This window comes from Humibacillus xanthopallidus (assembly GCF_006717145.1).
GTDB lineage: Bacteria > Actinomycetota > Actinomycetes > Actinomycetales > Dermatophilaceae > Humibacillus > Humibacillus xanthopallidus.
On record NZ_VFQF01000002.1, the window covers coordinates 208,896 to 225,208 of the forward strand.

At 71.8% G+C, this 16,313-nt stretch carries 17 protein-coding genes; 11 read left to right on the forward strand and 6 right to left on the reverse strand.

Translation table 11 applies throughout. From position 1 onward, the window contains the following. Positions 1-3 precede the first annotated feature (3 nt). From FHX52_RS12040 to FHX52_RS12065, 6 genes are all read left to right on the forward strand, one after another. Positions 4-2,097, forward strand: a complete 2,094-nt coding sequence (locus FHX52_RS12040; protein WP_141822333.1) for a PTS fructose transporter subunit IIABC — start codon at positions 4-6, stop codon at positions 2,095-2,097. 66 nt (positions 2,098-2,163) lie between these two features. Beyond that, positions 2,164-2,433: an HPr family phosphocarrier protein gene (locus FHX52_RS12045; RefSeq protein ID WP_141822335.1), complete on the forward strand. Its 270-nt coding sequence runs from the start codon at positions 2,164-2,166 to the stop codon at positions 2,431-2,433. 5 nt (positions 2,434-2,438) lie between these two features. Beyond that, on the forward strand, positions 2,439-4,157 hold the full coding sequence (ptsP, locus tag FHX52_RS12050; RefSeq protein ID WP_141822337.1) for a phosphoenolpyruvate--protein phosphotransferase: 1,719 nt from the start codon (positions 2,439-2,441) through the stop codon (positions 4,155-4,157). A 177-nt stretch (positions 4,158-4,334) separates the two neighbouring features. Beyond that, positions 4,335-4,736 carry a PPOX class F420-dependent oxidoreductase gene (locus FHX52_RS12055; protein ID WP_141822339.1) on the forward strand — a complete coding sequence of 134 codons (402 nt, stop codon included), beginning with the start codon at positions 4,335-4,337 and terminating at the stop codon, positions 4,734-4,736. A gap of 46 nt (positions 4,737-4,782) precedes the next feature. Then, positions 4,783-7,092, forward strand: coding sequence for a glycosyltransferase (locus FHX52_RS12060; protein WP_221630585.1), 2,310 nt, complete (start codon positions 4,783-4,785; stop codon positions 7,090-7,092). Continuing rightward, the gene (locus FHX52_RS12065) at positions 7,089-8,396 is read left to right on the forward strand and encodes a glycosyltransferase (protein ID WP_141822341.1); all 1,308 of its coding nucleotides are present in this window, start codon (positions 7,089-7,091) and stop codon (positions 8,394-8,396) included. Before FHX52_RS12060 ends, FHX52_RS12065 begins: the two co-directional genes overlap by 4 nt. Before the next feature lie 161 nt (positions 8,397-8,557). On the opposite strand, the gene FHX52_RS12070 is transcribed toward FHX52_RS12065, so the two are convergent. From FHX52_RS12070 to FHX52_RS12085, 4 genes are all read right to left on the reverse strand, one after another. Beyond that, a complete protein-coding gene (locus tag FHX52_RS12070) occupies positions 8,558-9,022 on the reverse strand; it encodes a hypothetical protein (protein WP_141822343.1) in 465 nt (154 codons plus the stop codon). A 38-nt stretch (positions 9,023-9,060) separates the two neighbouring features. After that, entirely contained in the window at positions 9,061-9,597 is a 537-nt protein-coding gene (locus FHX52_RS12075; RefSeq protein ID WP_221630586.1) for a DoxX family protein, read from the reverse strand. A gap of 178 nt (positions 9,598-9,775) precedes the next feature. Beyond that, on the reverse strand, positions 9,776-10,711 hold the full coding sequence (locus FHX52_RS12080) for an acyl-ACP desaturase (RefSeq protein ID WP_141822345.1): 936 nt from the start codon (positions 10,709-10,711) through the stop codon (positions 9,776-9,778). 139 nt (positions 10,712-10,850) lie between these two features. After that, positions 10,851-11,870 carry a methyltransferase gene (locus FHX52_RS12085; RefSeq protein WP_141822347.1) on the reverse strand — a complete coding sequence of 340 codons (1,020 nt, stop codon included), beginning with the start codon at positions 11,868-11,870 and terminating at the stop codon, positions 10,851-10,853. 105 nt (positions 11,871-11,975) lie between these two features. On the opposite strand from FHX52_RS12085, the gene FHX52_RS12090 reads away from it, so the two are divergent. Next, positions 11,976-12,512, forward strand: coding sequence for a hypothetical protein (locus FHX52_RS12090; RefSeq protein WP_141822349.1), 537 nt, complete (start codon positions 11,976-11,978; stop codon positions 12,510-12,512). A gap of 30 nt (positions 12,513-12,542) precedes the next feature. On the opposite strand, the gene FHX52_RS12095 is transcribed toward FHX52_RS12090, so the two are convergent. Next, a complete protein-coding gene (locus tag FHX52_RS12095; RefSeq protein ID WP_246069943.1) occupies positions 12,543-13,589 on the reverse strand; it encodes an ERCC4 domain-containing protein in 1,047 nt (348 codons plus the stop codon). 122 nt (positions 13,590-13,711) lie between these two features. On the opposite strand from FHX52_RS12095, the gene vapB reads away from it, so the two are divergent. Further along, on the forward strand, positions 13,712-13,945 hold the full coding sequence (gene vapB, locus FHX52_RS12100; protein ID WP_281288004.1) for a type II toxin-antitoxin system VapB family antitoxin: 234 nt from the start codon (positions 13,712-13,714) through the stop codon (positions 13,943-13,945). Beyond that, positions 13,942-14,352 carry a type II toxin-antitoxin system VapC family toxin gene (locus tag FHX52_RS12105; protein ID WP_221630587.1) on the forward strand — a complete coding sequence of 137 codons (411 nt, stop codon included), beginning with the start codon at positions 13,942-13,944 and terminating at the stop codon, positions 14,350-14,352. Before vapB ends, FHX52_RS12105 begins: the two co-directional genes overlap by 4 nt. A 24-nt stretch (positions 14,353-14,376) precedes the next feature. Here the strand turns inward: FHX52_RS12105 and FHX52_RS12110 are convergent, their stop codons facing one another. Beyond that, positions 14,377-14,577 carry a hypothetical protein gene (locus FHX52_RS12110; protein WP_141822353.1) on the reverse strand — a complete coding sequence of 67 codons (201 nt, stop codon included), beginning with the start codon at positions 14,575-14,577 and terminating at the stop codon, positions 14,377-14,379. A 127-nt stretch (positions 14,578-14,704) separates the two neighbouring features. On the opposite strand from FHX52_RS12110, the gene FHX52_RS12115 reads away from it, so the two are divergent. Together FHX52_RS12115 and FHX52_RS12120 are read left to right on the forward strand one after the other, a co-directional pair. Next, positions 14,705-15,046: a nuclear transport factor 2 family protein gene (locus tag FHX52_RS12115; RefSeq protein ID WP_141822355.1), complete on the forward strand. Its 342-nt coding sequence runs from the start codon at positions 14,705-14,707 to the stop codon at positions 15,044-15,046. 231 nt (positions 15,047-15,277) lie between these two features. Continuing rightward, complete coding sequence (locus tag FHX52_RS12120) at positions 15,278-16,312, forward strand: NAD(P)-dependent alcohol dehydrogenase (RefSeq protein ID WP_141822357.1); 1,035 nt, start codon at positions 15,278-15,280, stop codon at positions 16,310-16,312. Position 16,313: the final 1 nt, after the last annotated feature.

The following is a 16,313-nucleotide window of genomic DNA, read 5'->3' on the forward strand; positions in this document are numbered from 1 at the left end:
CACATGTCCCTCATCACCGAAGAGCAGGTCGTCCTCGACCTCACCGGTGCCGACCGCCACGAGGCGACGCGACTGCTCGGGGAGCGACTTGTCGCCTCCGGCCGCTGCACCGACCTCGACACCTTCATCGCCGACGTGCGCAAGCGCGAGGAGACGATGGCGACCGGACTGCCCGGAGGCATCGGCATCCCCCACGCCCGCAGCACGGCGATCACCGAGCCCTCGCTCGTCTTCGGCCGCTCCGCCAACGGCATCGACTGGGGTGCCAAGGACGGCCCCGCGACGCTGATCTTCCTCATCGCGGCTCCCGAGGGCGGCGGCGACGCTCACATGCAGATGCTCCCCAAGCTCGCCCGCGCCCTCATGAAGAAGGACTTCAAGGCGGCCCTGGCCGCCGCGACGACCGAGGCCGAGGTCGTGCGCATCGTCAGCGCCGAGGTCGAGCTCGACCAGCCGGCCGCCGCGCCCGAGGAGAGCCGGATGGCTTCTGCCGCCGAGGCGGGCGCCGGACTCGCCACGGGCACCGCAGCCGCGGGCGCCGCGCCGCTCGCGGACGCTCCGCGCTCGCTCAACCTCGTCGGGGTCACCTCTTGCCCGACCGGCATCGCCCACACCTACATGGCGGCCGAGGGTCTCGAGAACGCCGCCAAGGCGGCCGGCCACACGATGAAGGTCGAGACGCAGGGCTCCGCCGGCTCGAAGCCGCTGACCGCGGCCGAGATCGCCGCTGCCGACGCCGTCATCTTCGCCCACGACCTGCCCGTCAAGGACGCCGGACGCTTCGCCGGCAAGCCGACCATCGACGTCGGCGTCAAGAAGGGCATCTCCGACGGTCCGGCGCTGATCGCCCAGGCCGCGGCGCTCGCCTCCGAGTGGCGCAACGACCCGAGCAAGGCCGCCGCAGCATCGGCCGCCGCCGCAGGCTCCTCCGGTGGCGCTCTCGTCTCCAAGGTCGAGGAGGGCGCGGGCCTCGGCACGCGCATCCGCCAGTGGCTGATGACCGGTGTCTCCTACATGATCCCGTTCGTCGCCGCGGGCGGCATCCTCATCGCCCTGTCGTTCATGCTCTCCCAGGTCTCCCTCGGTGCGGAGGGCCCGATCGAGATCGTGAAGTACAACCTCACCTCGACCGACCAGTACAACATCGCGCAGAACTTCAGCGCGACGAGCCTGACCTCGTGGGCCGCGTTGCTCTTCGTCATCGGTGGCGCGTCGTTCGGCTTCCTTGTGCCGATCCTCTCCGGCTTCATCGCCTTCGCCATCGCCGACCGCCCCGGCCTCGTGCCCGGCATCGTCGGCGGCTCGGTCGCAGCGACGATGGGCGCCGGCTTCCTCGGCGGTCTCGTCACCGGTGTCCTCGGTGGTCTCGTCGCTCGCTGGGTCTCGAACTGGAAGGTCGCCAAGGGCGTGCGCGGCGTCATGCCCGTGGTCGTCATCCCGCTCGTGTCGTCCTTCATCACGATCGGCCTCTTCATCACCGTGCTCGGCCGTCCGATCAAGGCCCTCACCGACGCTCTCAACAGCTGGCTGACCGGCATGTCGGGTGCGAGCGCGATCATCCTCGGCGTCATCCTCGGCGCGATGATGGGCTTCGACCTCGGTGGCCCGGTCAACAAGGTCGCCTACGCCTTCGCCACGACCGGCCTCGCCGCAGCCGGTGCCGCCACCGACGCGCCGCAGCTGAAGATCATGGCCGCCGTCATGGCCGCCGGCATGGTCGCCCCGCTCGCGATGGCGCTCGCCACGACCGTGCGTCCCCAGCTCTTCTCGGAGCCGGAGCGTGAGAACGGCAAGGCAGCCTGGTTGCTGGGAGCCTCGTTCATCTCCGAGGGCGCGATCCCGTTCGCGGCCGTCGACCCGGTCCGCGTCATCTCGAGCTCGGTCGTCGGCTCGGCCGTCACCGGAGCGTTGGTCATGCTCTTCGGCGCGACGCTCCGGGCTCCCCACGGAGGCATCTGGGTGCTGCCGCTCATCGGCAACTTCCTGCTCTTCCTCGTCGCCCTCATCATCGGCGTGCTCGTCATGGCGACGATCGTCATCGCCCTCAAGTCGCGAGACACCCACCTTGCAGAGGTCGACGCGACCGCTACGGTCTGATCAGGGCCAGCCCTGACGTTCGACCCATCAGACGCACGAACCGCATCCAACGAAGGAGCACGTCCCATGGCAACCCGCACCGTCACCATCGCATCGTCGGTGGGCCTGCACGCCCGACCGGCTGCCCTCTTCGTCGAGGCCGCGAGCAACACCGGCCTCGACGTCGAGATCGCCAAGCCGGGCGAGGACCCCGTCGACGCGACGAGCATCCTCGGTGTCATGGCCCTGGGGGCCAAGTACGGCGAGGAGGTCGTCCTGACCGCCGAGGGTGACGGCGCCGACGAGGCGCTCGACTCGCTCGTCGCGCTCCTGTCGCGCGACCTCGACGCGGAGTAAGAGCCGTGGCCACGACGGAGCCGAGCGCCCAGTCCGACCCTCAGTCGGGCCCCGAGACGCGCCAGGGCATCGGTGTCAGCCCGGGGACGGCATACGGCCCGGTGGTGCAGGTCGCGCCACCGGTCCGTCCGCCGGCCAACGAGCCGGCGGTCGACGACCAGGAGGCGGCGCTCGGCGACGTCAAGGCCGCGTTCGAGGCTGTCGCGGTGTCTCTCGAGGAGCGGGCCACCCGCGTCGAGGACACCGCGCAGCAGATCCTCAAGGCGACGGCCCTCATCGCCCGCGACAAGGGCCTCGTCAAAGCTGCCGCCAAGCAGCTCGAGGCGGGCAAGGGGCGGGCGAACGCCATCGAAGGGGCCATCGAGCAGTATGCCGCCCAGTTCGAGGCGCTCGGCGGCTACTTCGCCGAGCGGGTGGCCGACCTGCGTGACGTCGGCTCCCGCGCCGTGGCCGCGGTGCTCGGCGTGCCCGCGCCGGGCGTGCCGCACTTCACGGAGCCGAGTGTCGTCGTCGCCGAGGACCTCGCGCCCGCCGAGACGGCGACCCTCGACCGGGCGCTCGTCGTCGGCATCATCACCGAGGCCGGGGGCCGCACGAGCCACACCGCGATCCTCGCTGCACAGATGGGCATCCCCGCGGTCGTCCAGCTCACCGGGGCGACCTCCATCGAGTCGGGTACGCACGTCGCGCTCGACGGCGACACCGGCGAGGTGACGATCGAGCCCGACCTCGAGCTCGTCGAGCAGCAGCGGGCCCGCGCGGCCCGCCGCACCGAGGCGCTCGGCCGGCTGTCCGGGGCCGGCGCGACGAGCGACGGACTCGGGGTCGCGCTGCTCGCCAACATCGGCGGCGTCGACGACGCCGTCTCCGCCGGTGCCCTCGACCTCGAGGGCGTGGGCCTGTTCCGCACCGAGTTCGTCTACCTCTCCGCGACCAAGGCGCCGACGGTCGAGGAGCAGACGCAGATCTACCGCGACGTCTTCGCTCCCTTCGAGGGACGCCGCGTCGTCGTGCGCACCCTCGACGCCGGCGCCGACAAGCCGCTGAAGTTCGCCGACCTCGGGCCGGAGGAGAACCCCGCTCTCGGCCGGCGTGGCCTGCGCCTGTCGGCGGAGCGGCCCGACCTGCTCGACGCCCAGCTCGAGGCGCTCGCCATCGCGGCTCGCGAGACGGGCGCCGACGTCCGCGTCATGGCGCCGATGGTCGCGACGGCGGAGGAGGCGGCGTGGTTCGCCCGCCGGGTGCGCGAGAACGGCTTGCCCAAGGCCGGCGTCATGATCGAGGTGCCGGGTGCGGCGCTGCGGGCCCGCGACGTGCTCGGCGAGGTCGACTTCGGCTCGCTCGGCACGAACGACCTGGCGCAGTACACCATGGCCGCTGACCGCATGCAGGGCGCGCTGTCGGACCTGCTCGACCCGTGGCAGCCGGCGGTGCTCGACGTCGTCGGACTCGCCTGCGAGGGCGCGAAGACCGTCGAGCGCCCTATCGGGGTCTGCGGCGAGTCGGCCGGCGACCCGCTGCTCGCGCTCGTGCTCGTCGGTCTCGGCGTGACGAGCCTGTCGATGGCGCCGAGCAAGGTGCCGGTCGTGCGCCTCGCCCTGTCGCTGCACACCGAGGCCGAGTGCCAGCGGCTGGCGCAGATCGCCCGCGGGTCGCGCACGGCCGTCGACGCGATGGGTGCGGTGCGCGAGGCCGCGAGCTCCGAGCTCACCGACCTGCTCTAGCAGCCACCCCCTTGCCCGTTCGAGGTGATGCCGGCCCCCACTCGGGGGCCGGCATCACCTCTGTTCGGGGGACGAACGGGGTCGAACCCGCACCGAACGGATGCCGCATCGGCGTCGTCGCCGTCGCCGGTGAGACCCCGCGCGGGCGGGGTGCGCCGATCGGGTACGTAGCCCACCATGGCGCGCACTCCCGTCCTCGCAGACCTCGGTCACGAGCGATTTGTCTCCCTCACGACCTTCCGGCGATCCGGAGAGTCGGTTCCGACCCCGGTCTGGGTGCTCCCCGACGGGCAGGCGCTGGTCGTCAGCACCCCTGCCGGTGCCGGCAAGCTGAAGCGGATCCGCAACGACCCGCGCGTCACCCTGCAGCCCTGCGACCGCCGGGGCAACGTCGACCCGGGGGCGCCGCTCGTCGAGGGCACGGCCGAGATCATCACCGACTCCGCGGTGTCCGAGGCGGTCAGCCGCAGGCTCGCGGGCAAGTACGGTCTGGAGTTCCAGATCTTCAGCGTCGTCGAGTGGGTGCTCAAGTGGGGTAACAGCGACCGCGTCGTCCTGCGCATCACCCCGAACCCCTGACGGTCGTGCTCGACCGGTGCCGTCGACTGTTGGGTATGGGCCGACCATGGAACGCGCGACGATGAGTGCAGGGGCAACCCGGTTGGCACTCGACGGCGTGCGCAACGCGCCGTCGCTGCTCGAAGGAATGCGATCGATCGAGGATCTGTCGGATGCTGCCGCCACCTCCGCGGACGGCACCGACTCCGCCGAGACGGTGCGGGTGCTGCTCTCGGCCATCCTCGACCCGACCGACCAGCTCGCGGCGATCGGCGCCGTGCTGGCACTCGGCGGGGTGCGACACCCGCGCGCGGGGTCGGCTCTCGTCACCGTCCTGCGCGAGGGGCCGCCCCACCTGCGCGACCACGCCGTCTGGGCCCTCGGCGGGTGCGAGCTGCTGCCGAACGCGCTGCCCCTGCTCATCGAGGCCGTCGTCGCGGGTGACTTCCGCGGCATGCTCGCGCAGCGCACGCTCGAGTCCTGGGCGCTGCGCACCCCCGACGACGTGCGAGTCGCGGTCGCCCGCGCCCTGGCGAGCACCACTCTCACTGCTGCCCGCTCGCGTCTCATCGAGACGCTCGGCCTCGTGCCGGGTGAGGCCACCCAGTCGCTCCTGCGGGCCGTCGCGGCCGGCGACCTCGAGGACCTCACGACCCGCGCGACGGCCATCGCCGCCCTCGGCGACCCCCCGCCCACCCGGGAGCGCCGAGAGAAGGGCTTCACCCCCTCATCGTCGACGACGAGCGTCCTCGTCATGCTGGCGTCGCAGCAGGGCCCCCTCGCACCGGTCGCGCAGCTCGCGCTCGACGACCTTCGCCTGCTCGCCGAGCCGCGACCGACAGCCAGGGTCGACGGCGACCGCACCGTCGCCCAGCTCTTCCTGCACGCCGACATCGACGGCGCCCTGACGCACGCCGGCCGCGGCGACACCGGCGGCATCGCGACGCTGCTCGTGCACCTCGGTGACGCCCTCCTCCGAGCAGACCCGCCCGTATGCCGGGTGCTCACCCTCTCGCGCGGCCGCTCGGCGGCTGCCCTGACCGCCCTCGCCGACGTGGGAAAGCCCGGCCACCACTACCTCTCCGTGCCGCTGTGGGGGCCGGCCCCGCAGGCCGCTCGCGCCTGGCCGCTGTGGGTCGCCGCCCGTCGCGGCATCCGTCGGGTGCTGCGGGTCGCCGGGCCGGTTGATGCGCTGCACCTGCGGATGGCCGACGTCGGCTCCCTTGCGGCAGCCTCGGCCGCGCACGAGCTCGGGGTGCCGCTGGTGCTGACCCTCGCCCCCGACCCGCATGCGCTCGTCGCGTCGCGGGAGCAGACCGGTGAGCTGACCCGGGCCAACGTGGGTGACGCGGACGAGCTCGAGCACCTCGTCTTCCGTGACAGCCTGCTGCGCCAGCTTGCCCGGCGTGCCGACCACGTCGTCGTCTTCCCACGGCCCGAGCTGGAGCACGACCTGCGCGACCTGCTCGGCATCGACACCGACGACGAGACCCTGCACCTCTCGGTCGTGCCGGAGGGCATCAACCTCCCGGCCGTCGATGCCGCGCTCGAGGCGGCGACCTCCGACGAGGAGGCCGGCGATGAGAAGCTCGACGACGAGCAGGGCGGCGACGAGCAGGGCGGCGACGAGGAGCCTGGCGACAGGGTGCCCGGCGCCGCGACCGCGATCGCGACACCGGCTCTCGCCGAGCTCGACGAGCTGCTCGCCACCCTGCCGGCCGAGCGTCGCGGCCTGCCCCTCGCGATCTCGGTCGGCCGGCTGCACCCCGTCAAGGGCATGGCCACCCTCGTCGAGGCGTGGGCCTCGCGCCCCGACCTGTCCTCGCGCTGCAACCTGCTGCTCGTGGGCGGCGACCTCGAGGAGCCGAACGACGACGAGCGCGGCCAGCTCGACCTCATCGAGTCGGTCATCCCGACCGACTCCGCCGCGGCGGCCGGCCTGCTGCTCGCCGGTCACCGCCCCAACGGCACGGTGACGGCGTGGCTCGCGGCGACCAGGCACGGCCGCGGCGAGGCGGCGGCGCCCCACGGCGTCTACGTCTCCGCCAGTCTCAAGGAGGAGTTCGGCATCGCGATCCTCGAGGCGATGGCCGCCGGCCTCGTCGTCGTGGCCCCGGGCAACGGAGGGCCGGCGACCTACGTGACGAGCGGCGAGACAGGGGTGCTCGCCGACACCGCCTCGCCCGAGGCCCTCGCGGCAGCAGTCGTCGCGGCGCTCGACCTGGCCGCCGCTCCGGAGGCCGACTCGACCGCCGAGCGCACCATGGCGACCGTGCGCGACCGTTTCGGCATCGACACGATGGCGGCCTCGCTCGCGGAGGTCTACGAGCGGGTCGCGACCGGACGGCATACGGCAGCGGGGGGCAGGGCGTCGTGACGCTGCTCGTCATCAGCCCGGACTACGCCTCTCACCTCTACCCCCTCGCGACCCTCGCCACCGCGTGGCAGGAGGCGGGGGAGCGGGTCGTCGTCGCGACCGGCCCCGCGACGGCGGGGATCGTGCGGGACTTCGGCTTCGAGCGCGTCGACCTGCGCCTCGGCCGGGGGTCGAACCCCGGTGTCATCCGCGCGGAGGAGCAGCCGAAGGGCGAGGACGACTCGCTCCGTGGCTTCTTCGACGCCACCCGGCGCGGGGCCGTGCCGACCCTCGCCTTCCAGGCGGAGGCGCGCGGCGACGACCTGCTGTGGGATCCCGTCACGGTCGCGCGCGACGTGCAGCGCATCGTCGGGCAGGTTCGGCCCGACCACGTCATCGTCGACCACCTCGCCTTCAGTGCGCGCCTGGCCCTCGTGACCTCGGGCGTGCACCACGCGGACGTCGTGCTCGGTCACCCGTCGGCACTCACCGTCGGCGACGAGGTCTACGGCTTCCCGCCCGCCTTCCCGCGGGCCATCGTGCCCGACCCGGAGGCGCTGGCCGACCTGCACCGGCTGTGCGTCAGGGTGCGCGAATCCTTCACGTCTCAGTGGAACTCGGCGCTCGAGGCGCTCGCGCCGGGCGCCGCGCCGAGCCGAGACGCCTTCGCCGAGACCGGCGACGTCGTGCTGCTCAACTACCCTGGCGAGCTGCACGACCCCGCCCGAACGGCTCTGCTTCCTCCGCACGCCTTCCTCGGGTCGGCCGTGCGCACCGAGGCGCGTGACCCGCAGGTCGAGGCGTGGCTCGCCGAGAGCGACGAGCCGATCGCCTACGTCAGCCTCGGCAGTTTCCTGTCGGTGCGTTCTGATGTGCTCTCTAGGGTGGCCGAGGCATTGCGGCACAAGGACATTCGGGTTGCCTTCGCTCTGGGATCCACTCGCCGGGAGGCCCTGGGCGAGCTGCCCGAGTCGTGGCTCGTGCGCGAGACGCTGCCGCAGGTGCGCCTCCTCGGCCGCTCGGCGCTCGCCGTGTCGCACGGTGGCAACAACAGCGTGACCGAGGCGCTCACCGCGGCGGTGCCCCTGCTGCTGCTGCCGCTGTCGACCGACCAGTTCGCCGGTGCTGCTGCGATCGAGCAGGCAGGCATCGGCGAGGCGCTCGACCCGAACGCCGCGACCTCCGACGAGATCGCTGCGGCTGCGACGCGCCTCCTCTCGCTCGAGGGTGTGGAGCGAGGTCGGCTCGACCGCATCGGCGCCGCTCTCGTGCAGACTCCGGGCGCGCAGCGTGCTCACGCCATCCTCACGGGACCGCCCGTCTGACAACGCCCCCCGGCGGCGCAACACCCCCAATCGAAAGAGCACTTCGTCGGCACATTCCCGATCGAAAGAGCAGTTCGTCGGCATCCGCGCCCTGCTGAGGGCGGCGTCATGCCGACGAACTGCTCTTTCGATCCGTGGGCGGGGGGCGGGGGGCGAGTGCGTCAGACGGGCTGGGGAGTGCCCCGGTGGGCGCGCTCCCGCTGCGCCTGCTGGTGCAGCTCGGTGAGGCGCACCTCGTAGAGGTGGGCGCGTGCCGCGAGCCGGGTGTGCGAGGTGCTGCTCCTGCGCAGCACCCACACGAAGGCCACGACGGCCACCACGACGGCGGCCTCGAGAGCCCAGAGCTGCGTGAACGAGCCTACCCCCGAGTCGATCCCGGTCAGATAGACGACGCCGAGACCGGCGAGGAGCACGAGCACTGCCACGGCCACCGCGCCGACGTGGCGAGTGGTGCGGCGACCCGAGGCAGCGAGCGCCTGCTGGGCGAAGGCTCGCTCCTCGCGGACGCGGTCGATGCGGAGGTGGACGGGTGCCGGGAAGCGGTGGGTCTCACCCTTCGCCCTGAACAGGCCGCCGGGGGTGTAGTCCCACGGGCAGTCGTAGCGCCCTGCGAAGCTGTCGATCATGGTCTTTGTTCCTTCAGCCGTGACGGGTGTCGGAGGGTTCAGGAGCCCGAGTCGGAGTGCGACTCGGAGCGCAGTCGCGACCCGAGGGCGCCGGCGGCGACGACGAGTGCAGCGGCGACGAGGACGACGTCCTTGAGGACGTACTGCCCCAGCAGCGACGGGCCGTGGGGGAAGAGCTCATCGGTGAAGAGGACGAGCGGCGACAGGATGCCGACGAAGGCGCCGGCCAGCACGACGAGGCCGACCCGCACGAGCTTGCCTGTGACGAGTGTGAGCCCGATGAAGGTCTCGAGGACGGCCGTCAGGAGCACGGCCGTGTGGCCGCCGACGAGGCCGAAGGTCAGGCGGTCGATGGTGGCCGCCGCGATCTCCTCGGCGGGGCTGAGGCCCGGAAAGAACTTGAGCACGCCGAAGCCGAGGAAGACGAGGCCGAGGCTGACCTGCAGGAAGCCGACGCTGTAGCGGTTCAGCAGGCGCTGCAGGAGACCGACGGCGTGGGTGACCGTGGCGGACAGACCGGTGGGCTGCGACGGGATGACGTCGGTGCCGGGCCGGTCGAGGGTGAGCTGTGACATGGTGGCGAATCTCCTTGGGTGTGAGGTTGATCGACCCAAAGAGCGGTCGGCGGCGCGCCTGGATACAGCGGCGCCTCCGATTGAGTCGATCTACTCACCCGGAGTGTCCGACTGTGGGTGGAATCCGCCCACAATCTGCTCGCACATCTGCCCGGACCAGCGCGGACCTTGGCGTGACTCAGCTGCTCTGGCGAGCCGCCTTCTTCGCCGCCATCTCCTCGCGGCGAGCGACGAAGCGCGAGGCCTCCTCGTCGAGCGCGGCGACCGCGGTGGCCAGCTCCTCACGGGCCTGCTCGCCCTCGGCGTCGAGGCCCTCGAGGTCCCAGACGCCCCACTGGCGCAGCAGCGGCGCCACGATGTCGTCGTGGTGGATGCGCAGGTCGTAGATGCCGGCCATCGCCATCTGCACGGCCTTGCGACCGAAGCCGGGGATGATCGCCCCCGGCATCTGGAAGCTGACGACCTCGTCGGTGATCGCGCGCATCGTCTGGCCCGGCGTGATCTCGAGGGCCGCCTGCACGATGTTGCGGTAGAAGATCATGTGGAGGTTCTCGTCCTTGGCCACACGCGTCAGCAGCTTCTCCGCGATCGGCTCCTCGGTGTAGCGGCCGGTGTTGCGGTGGGAGACCCGGGTGGCGAGCTCCTGGAAGGAGACGTAGGCGCAGACGTTGAGCAGCGGCTTGTCGCCCGAGTCGTAGCCGGTCTCCATCGTCTCCATGCGGGCGCGCTCGAGCTCGTCGGGGTCGACGCCCCGGGTGACGAGGAGGTAGTCGCGGATGCAGAAGGCGTGCCTCCCCTCCTCGGCCGTCCACCGGTTGACCCACGTCCCCCACGCGCTGTCGCGGCCGAACGCCCGCTCGACCTCACGGTGGTAGCTCGGCAGGTTGTCCTCCGTCAGCAGGTTGACCTCGAGCGCGGTGCGGGCGATCGGCGAGAGCTGCGACTGCTCGACCGACCACGGCTCGCCGCCGAGCTCGAAGAAGTCTCGGCCCTGTGACCACGGCACGTACTCGTGTGGCATCCACTCCTGCGCCGCCGCGAGGTGCCGGTTGAGGTTCTCCTCGACCGTCGGCTCGAGGGCGGCGAGCAGGTGAGCGCTGTCGAGTGTGGCCATGGGTCCTCCTCAGTGGGGGGAACGCGGGAGCCGCGCCCATGTCCTGCCTACACCCTGGGCGCCCGCCGATCCAGACCCGCCACCGCAGATTCCGTATGCCGTGTGGCCGGCCCGTGTGTCAGCCGGGTGGCGCGCCGCGTTAGTGCCCGCCGGCGTGGCCGCCGTCGACGACACCCTCGAGGATGACGACCTCGGTCGGGGTCTCGAGGACGCGGGCGAGCCGGAGCCCGGCGGCCGCCAAGAGCGCGTCGTACTCCTCCGTCGTGCGCTCGCGACCTCCGGGCATGACGAGCATGTTGAGGTCGGAGAGGGCGGCCTCGAGCTCGCGGCCGGGCCGGTCGAGCAGCGACTCGACGACGAGCACGACGCCGCCGGGGCTGAGGCTTCGGCGGCAGGTCGAGAGGATGAGGACGCACTGGTCGTCGGACCAGTCGTGCAGCACCTTCTTGAGCAGGTAGGCGTCGGCGGGAGGAACCGCCTCGAAGAAGTCACCGCTGACCGCGGACCATCGTGAGGCGACCGACTCGCTCGCGCCGTCCGGAGGACCGGCGGGCAGGGCCTGGGGCAGGTCGAAGACCGTGCCGGTGAGATGCTCGTGCCGGTCGAGGACGGCTCCGAGCAGCACGCCGTCGCCGCCCCCGACGTCGACGACGGTGGACAGTTTCTCGAAGTCGTGGGCCGCGGCCACAGCGCTCGCCATCCGCGAGGTCAGTGACGCCATGGTCGCGTTGAAGACGGCGTTGGCCTGGGGGTGCGACCCCCGGTAGGACCAGACGTCGACACCCTGGAGGGCCTCGAAGGCGTTGTCCCCGGTGCGCACGCTGTGTGCGAGGTGGCCCCAGGCCGCCCAGGTCGCAGGGTCCTGGAAGGTGCGAGCCAGCGGGCGCATCGACCCGGGCACGTCCGAGCGCAGGCACTCGCCGAGGCTCGTGTTGGCGTACCGCCCGTCGGCGGTCTCGGCGTAGACGCCGAGCGCGACGAGCACGCGCATGAGGCGGTGCAGCGTGTCGCCGTCGGCGCCGACGCGGGTGGCCAGCCTCGCGATCGACACGGGCTCGTCCGCGAGCTCGTCGGAGATGCCGAGCTCGGCCGCCACGCTGAGGGCGGCCGAGCGGCGCAGCCCGGTGATCAGGGTGTTGAGCTCGTCGCGTGGCTCCATGGTCGAACGCTACTGCGGCGGCACCCCCGTCCGTTCTGCAGACGTGCTCAGGGTCAGGGGCGACGATGGGGGGGAGAGGCGATTCGCGATGACGAGGAGCGAGGCATGTGGGAGCCCACGGGAGAGCGCAGCAGGGTCAACTACTTCTCCGGGCGCCCGCTGACGGCAAGCGACCTGGCAGCCGAGCAGGTCCAGGCGAGGGAGCGACTCTGGCTGCACAACCGGGCCCTGCACGGTGACGGCATCGCCGTGGGGCTCGAGGTCACGGTCGAGTGGAACACCGTGCACGTCTCACCCGGTGTCGCGATCGACGTGCTCGGGCGCGAGATCGTCCTGACGGAGCGTCGCAGCGTCGACGCGAGCTCGGTCGTGCGCGAGAGCCACGGGCGGGTGCAGCTCGTCATCGCGTGGGCAGAGGAGCCGGCGGACGAGGTGGCCGCGCCGAGCGGGCTCGTGCCGGGGCGCTTCGTCGAACGCCCGCACGTGATGCTCGCCGAGCACGCCCTCGGTGAGGCGCCGGAGCACGCCGTGCCGCTCGCGCGGCTCTACCGGCACGGCGACGAGCTCGTCGCCGACCCGTCGATCCGCCTGCACGTGCACCAGCACCTGCACCAACACCCACAGGTGCACCACGAGCTCTGACGCGCCGGGCGTCAGGGCCGATGCCGTTTGTCAGGTCGACGCCGTCGGTGAGGTGGCGGGGTGCGCCTCCTGCCAAGCGAGCCACACCTCGGGGCGCAACCGCCCCCGGTCGGCGATGTCGAAGCCCTGCCCGACCGCCCACGCCCGCACGACGGCGGTCTCGGGGCGGTCGCCCGGCTGGGACGTCCTGGGGGAGCGGCGCGTGCGGGTCGGCTCGGGCGCCGGCGGAAGGGGGCCTGCCGGCACCAGTGCGCCGAGCTCGTCGGCGGCCGCTCCCTCGAGCGAGACCTCGTGCCGAGCAGCCGCGAGGAAGCGGTAGGTCCACTCCTGGGCGAGCGCGCGCGTCTCGGCGAAGATGATGGGCACCGACGGGTGCCGCGCCTGGCACTCCCCGATGGCGTCCGCCACGACCGCGGGGCGCACGTAGGTCAGGGAGAAGATGCGCGAGTAGCGCTCCTCCACCACGACGGCCGCCCGCGGTATGCCGCTCAGCTCGGCGAGCGCATACCGCAGCGTGCCGTTGAGCAGGGAGGACACGAGGTCCTCGAGCGACTTGCGCTCGACCGCTGCGACGACGGAGCCGTCGGCCTCGACGGCGTAGTCGCCGACGTCGAGGTGGCGCGCGGCGGTGACGACCTGTTGGTGGCTGAAGCGCCACGCGTAGCGCTCGTGGCTGTCGACGAGCACCTCGAGGTGCGCGGGCTCGCTCGTCGCGGGGCGCGCGGTGGGGAGCCGGACGTTGGGGCGCGCCTGCTTCGCCGTGCGTGCGCTCTGCCAGAAGATGACCGGTCGGCCCTTGGCCCGCGTCAGGACGAACTGCGAGCGGTTCTCGCGGCCTCGGTCGAGGACGAGCTCGATCGAGGCGCCGCGGCTGACGCAGACCCGCGTCGGCACGCGCTCGAGGACGTCGGCATCGGCCGGCCAGGCCTCGGCGCGGTGGCAGTAGACCTTGCTCGTCCGCGGCCACATCTCCTTGGCCTTGACGACGATCCCGTTGGGGCCCAACGGGATCCGGATGAGGTAGGGCAGGGTGCTCTCCTCGTCCGGGTTGCGGGCGATGAGGAAGTCATCGGGCACGCCACCCATGCTGCCCCATCGTCTGCGACCGCAGACGCCCTCGCGGTGACGTGCTGCCTGGTGGCGCGGGGTGTGCGACGATGGCGGTATACACGTGACGTATGTCCCAAGGGGGTTTCGACATGGTGAGGGCCGCAGTCTTCCGCACCAACCGCTCGCAGGCAGTCCGGCTGCCCAAGGAGGTGGCGCTCCCCGAGGGCGTGCGATCGGTCGACGTGCTCGTCGTCGGGTCTGCTCGAATCCTCACGCCCGCAGGCTCCGGCGTCGACTACTGGTTCGACCACGGTCTGCGCGTCACGGCGGACTTCCTGGTGGACCGCGAACAGCCGCCGGTCCAGGAGCGGCCGGGCTGGTGAGCGCGAGGTTCCTGCTCGACACCAACATCGTGGTCTTCGCCCTGCGGGGTCCCACCGAGGCCTTGCGCTCCAACCTGCGCGACCACGCCGACCACCTTGCAGTCTCGGCTGTCACCGTCTCGGAGCTGCACTACGGCATCGAGCGGTCTGCCGCGCGCGTGGACAACCGGCGTGCCGTGACCGAGTTCCTCAGCCTGGTCACGGTGCTGCCCCTCGATGCCGAAGCGGCAGAACATGCAGGCGAGATCCGCGCGGCGCTCGCCGACCTCGGTCAGCCCATCGGTGGATATGACGTCCTCATCGCGGGACACGCCCGCTCGAGAGGCCTCACCGTGGTCACGAACAACCGTCGCGAGTTCGATCGAGTGCCGGGCCTGCTCGTCGCGGACTGGACGCTCGGCCGGTAGCCGAGGGGCTGCTCAGCGGCACGATCAGCGGCGGCGTGGCGGCCACACGAGAAGGGCGAGGCCGCCGAGCGCGATGACGGGACCGAGGAAGGCCCACACCGTGGGGCCGGTCCCCGCGTCCAAGCCCGCGCCCGGGCTGATGACCCCGAGGCCCTGTGCGGTCCAGATGAGGCCGCCGAGCAGCAGCAGCGCTCCGAGCGCGACGAGGTAGGGCGACCGCTTCACCCTCGGAGTCTGGCAGCAGACGCCGAGCGACGTGACGGGCGTCATGGACAACGGTCCGGCTGCGCGAGCAGACTCGAGACGCCAGGGGACCTCACCAGACAACACAGAGAAGGAAGGGCGAGCTCCCATGGCACGCACCCCCGAAGAGGTATTCGCGCACCACGGACAGTCACTCGGCGCCGAGGACCTCGAGGAGATCATCGCGGACTACGCCGACGACGCGGTCCTCGTCGTGCAGCGCAAGGTCTACCGCGGCAAGGACGGCGCGCGCGAGGTCTTCACCCAGCTCCTCAGCGACGTGCCGCAGGCCGAGTGGGAGCTCGACCAGACGTTCGCCGACGACGTCCTCTACCTCGAGTGGAAGGCGACGGGCGGGGGCCGCAGGGTCGACAACGGCATCGACACGTTCATCTTCAAGGACGGCATGATCCGCGTGCAGACCGTCGTCTACACCGTGCAGCCAGCCTGACCGTGTGGCCCGCCTGATCTCGAACGGGCCGCCCCCGGTCGCCGACGGAGGTCGTGGGGGGGCGGCCCGCGTCCATGTGCGCGGCCGAGCCTGCCGCTCGTTGACAGGAACGCCTGAGCTCTCTGTGACTGCCAACACCTCCCGGCGATACGGGTGATGCGACACCGCCGCGTTGTTAGCGTCGAAGCGTCACGACCCGGTGACTCATCGAGGCTCGCGGAAGGTGAACCCATGAAGGCTCTGCAGTATGTCGAGATCGGCCAACCGCCACGGGTCATGGAGGTGGAGAAGCCAACCCCAGGACCCGGTCAGGTGCTCCTCAAGGTGACGGCAGCCGGCGCCTGCCACTCCGACGAGTTCGTCATGGGTCTGCCGGAGGAGGCCTACGTCTACGGCCTGCCGCTGACGCTCGGACACGAGGGCGCCGGCATCGTCGCGGAGGTCGGCGCGGGAGTCACCGCGGTGGCGGTCGGTGACTCCGTGGCGGTCTACGGCCCGTGGGGCTGCGGCGTCTGTCCGGCCTGCGCCCGAGGAGAGGAGAACTACTGCCACGTGGCGGCGGAGCGACACATCGTGCCCCCGGGCCTCGGAGCGCCCGGCGCGATGGCTGAGTTCATGCTCGTCGACGACGAGCGTCACCTGGTCCCGCTGGGTGACCTCGACCTGGTTCAGAACGTCTCGCTCACCGACGCTGGCCTGACGCCCTACCACGCGATCAAGCCGAGCCTCCCGGCCCTCGTGCCCGGCTCGATCGCCGTCGTCATCGGTGCCGGCGGCCTCGGCCACATCGGCATCCAGATCCTGCGGGCCATGTCACCGGCCATCGTCGTCGCACTCGATGTCTCCGACGACAAGCTCCAGCTCGCCAAGGACGTCGGTGCCCACCACACCTTCCGCTCCGACGAGTCCGCCGTCGAGCAGGTCCGCGCCCTGGGCGTGGGTCGAGGTGCGACCGCGGTCTTCGACTTCGTCGGCATCGAACCGACCACGGCCCTGGCCGCCAAGCTCACCCACCCCGACTCCGAGATCGTCGTCGTGGGGGTCGGCCCCGGCGCCGTGCCCGTGGGTATCTTCACCCTGCCGTGGGAGACGAAGGTCCGGGCGCCCTACTGGGGCAGCCGGAGCGAGCTGTTCGAGGTCCTGGAGCTCGCGCGCAGCGGACTCATCCACGTCGAGACCGAGACGTTCTCGCTCGACGACGCCCCCACGGCATACGAGCGGATGCACGCGGGAACGCTGCGCGGCAGGGCGGTCATCGTTCCCTGAG